Genomic DNA, 2,502 nt, shown 5'->3' with positions numbered 1-2,502 from the left:
GGAAGTTAAGCTCTCTAGCGCCGATGGTAGTTGGGACCTTGTCCCTGTGAGAGTAGGACGTCGCCAAGCAACTTTAAGACGAGTCAGAATGACTCGTCTTTTTTGTGTTTTGTAACTTTTTTTAAAGTTAATTACATATCTATATAAGTTTTATTCGATTTCTTTCGTGATTTTTGATATGTAATTTAAGATTTTCTATTTTATTTCTTAAAGATAAGATTCACCGGTGTGTTAAAATAGTACAGTTGTTTTTTGATGTACTTTAATATAAGAAGATTTAAGTTAGAAAAGGAGATAATATGAAAAGGATAGGTATAATTACTATAGTAGTCTTAGTCCTTCTAGTAATCGTGTATATGTTAGTTGGGAATTATTTTTATAACTACGCGTTGAATGCGAAACAAGAAAAAGAATTTTTGCAAGATAATCCTCATTTAGTAGAAACGGTAAATGCATCGGGAGATGTATTGGCTACAAATGAAGAAAAGAATGCGAACTTCGTATCGAAGTATAAACCTAACACATTAACTATACGTTCTTTCGATAAATTGAATTTAAAAGGCTATGAATATATGAATGAATCATCTAGTCATAAATGGGCAATTGTGGTTCATGGATACAATGGTAGAGCATCAGAAATGACGAAATATATTCGTAACTTTTATGAACAAGGCTATAATGTCATAGCACCAGACCTTCGTGGGCACGGAAATAGTGAAGGGGATTATGTTGGTATGGGCTGGCATGATCGTAAAGATGTTTTGATTTGGATTCAACAAATCTTAAAGAAAGATCCTAATGCTGAAATAGCTCTATTTGGTGTTTCAATGGGTGGGGCAACTGTAATGATGACTTCAGGAGAAGATTTACCTTCTAATGTTAAAGTTATTATTGAAGATTGTGGATACTCAACCGTTATTGATGAATTTACTTATCAGCTAAAAGATTTATTCCACTTGCCGAAGTTTCCTGTTATGAATGCGGCAAATACAGTTACAAAATTAAGAGCTGGATATGATTTAGAAGAAGCTTCAGCTGTAAAACAAGTAGCGAAAAGTAAAACACCTATGCTATTCATTCATGGGGATGCTGATACATTCGTTCCTTTTGAAATGTTAGATGAGGTGTATAATGCTGCAAAGGTAGAAAAGGAGAAATTAATTGTTCCAGGTGCGGGACATGGAGAAGCGGAGAAAGTAGATTCAAATAAATATTGGAATACTGTATGGAATTTCGTAGGGAAGTACATTCCGGCATAATTAAAATTGGCTCATTTTTATAGACGATAATTGGAGGGATAATAGTTAATCCTTTTGATTATCGTTTTTTTTTTGTTAATTAGGTATTCTGTTATAAGTGTATTTTTGAATGTACTATATGAAGGAGATAGAGCAAAAACTTTTGAATTCCTTAATCTCAGTGCTACAATGATTGAAAACTAAATGTTAATGAGGTGTTTATATGAAAATTGAAGTTTGGTCTGATTTTGTATGCCCATTTTGCTATATTGGGAAACGTAGATTAGAGATGGCTTTAGAACAATTTCCACATAAGGAGGATGTTGAAGTTGAGTTTAAAAGTTTTGAGTTAGATCCGAATACTCCCGTTTACTCTGGAACAAGTATTAATGAAGTACTTGCATCGAAGTATGGGATTAGTATTGAAGAAGCTAAGCGTAATAATGTACAACTAGGAAATCATGCAGCTAGTATGGGTTTAAGTTTTAACTTTGAAGAGATGAAGCCGACGAACACTTTTGATGCACATCGTCTGGCGAAGTTTGCAAAGGATCAAGGGAAAGAAAAAGAGATTACGGAAAATCTACTTTTCGCATACTTCACTGAATCGAGAAATTTAAGTGATGTGGATACGCTCGCTACTATTGCTGAAGCTTCAGGTTTAGATAAGCAAGAAGCTTTAAATGTTATTAATGATAAAAATGTGTATGCAAACGATGTTAGGGTTGATGAAGCAATTGCACAGCAATATCAAATTTCGGGAGTACCTTATTTTATTATTAATCAAAAGTATGCTATTTCAGGTGCACAACCACTTGAAACTTTTGTTGGTGCACTCCAGCAAGTTTGGGAAGAAGAGAATCCTGCACCGAAGTTACAGGAACTTTCAGCAGATGGTGGAAGCGATCTTTCTTGTACTGATGGAAGTTGTTCAGTGCCATCAAAAGAATAATAGCTTTTATGATGGAATAGCACCCTATAGATAGTTCTGTGGGGTGCTTGTATATAACTATAGAAGAAATGCGTAAATAGATAATTTGATTACGTAAATGAATTCTATAAAATATAAAGTTTTTTAAAATAATGTATTGACGATTATATAAATGAAGTGTAATATAGAACAAGTCGCCGATGACATTAACGTCGCAAGCGACAAACGAAATAAAAAACTTAGTTGACATTAACTAACGAAGATGTTAACATAAGGAAGTCGCAAATGAGCGACCAAGTAGTTCTTTGAAAACTGAACGAAACAAACAACGTG

General features: G+C 33.8%; 2 protein-coding genes. Both read left to right on the top strand.

Translation table 11 applies throughout. The features are described from left to right. Positions 1-299 precede the first annotated feature (299 nt). Positions 300-1,259 (top strand): alpha/beta hydrolase, encoded by a 960-nt coding sequence (locus tag MR170_RS30320; RefSeq protein ID WP_016083751.1) that lies wholly within the window; start codon positions 300-302, stop codon positions 1,257-1,259. A gap of 202 nt (positions 1,260-1,461) precedes the next feature. Further along, positions 1,462-2,190: a DsbA family oxidoreductase gene (locus MR170_RS30315; protein WP_016083750.1), complete on the top strand. Its 729-nt coding sequence runs from the start codon at positions 1,462-1,464 to the stop codon at positions 2,188-2,190. Positions 2,191-2,502 lie beyond the last annotated feature (312 nt).

The sequence above is a fragment of the Bacillus cereus group sp. BfR-BA-01524 genome (assembly GCF_022662595.1).
GTDB lineage: Bacteria > Bacillota > Bacilli > Bacillales > Bacillaceae_G > Bacillus_A > Bacillus_A thuringiensis_S.
The sequence above is the reverse complement of the archived record's forward strand: the minus strand, read 5'-3'. Positions and strand labels throughout refer to the sequence as shown.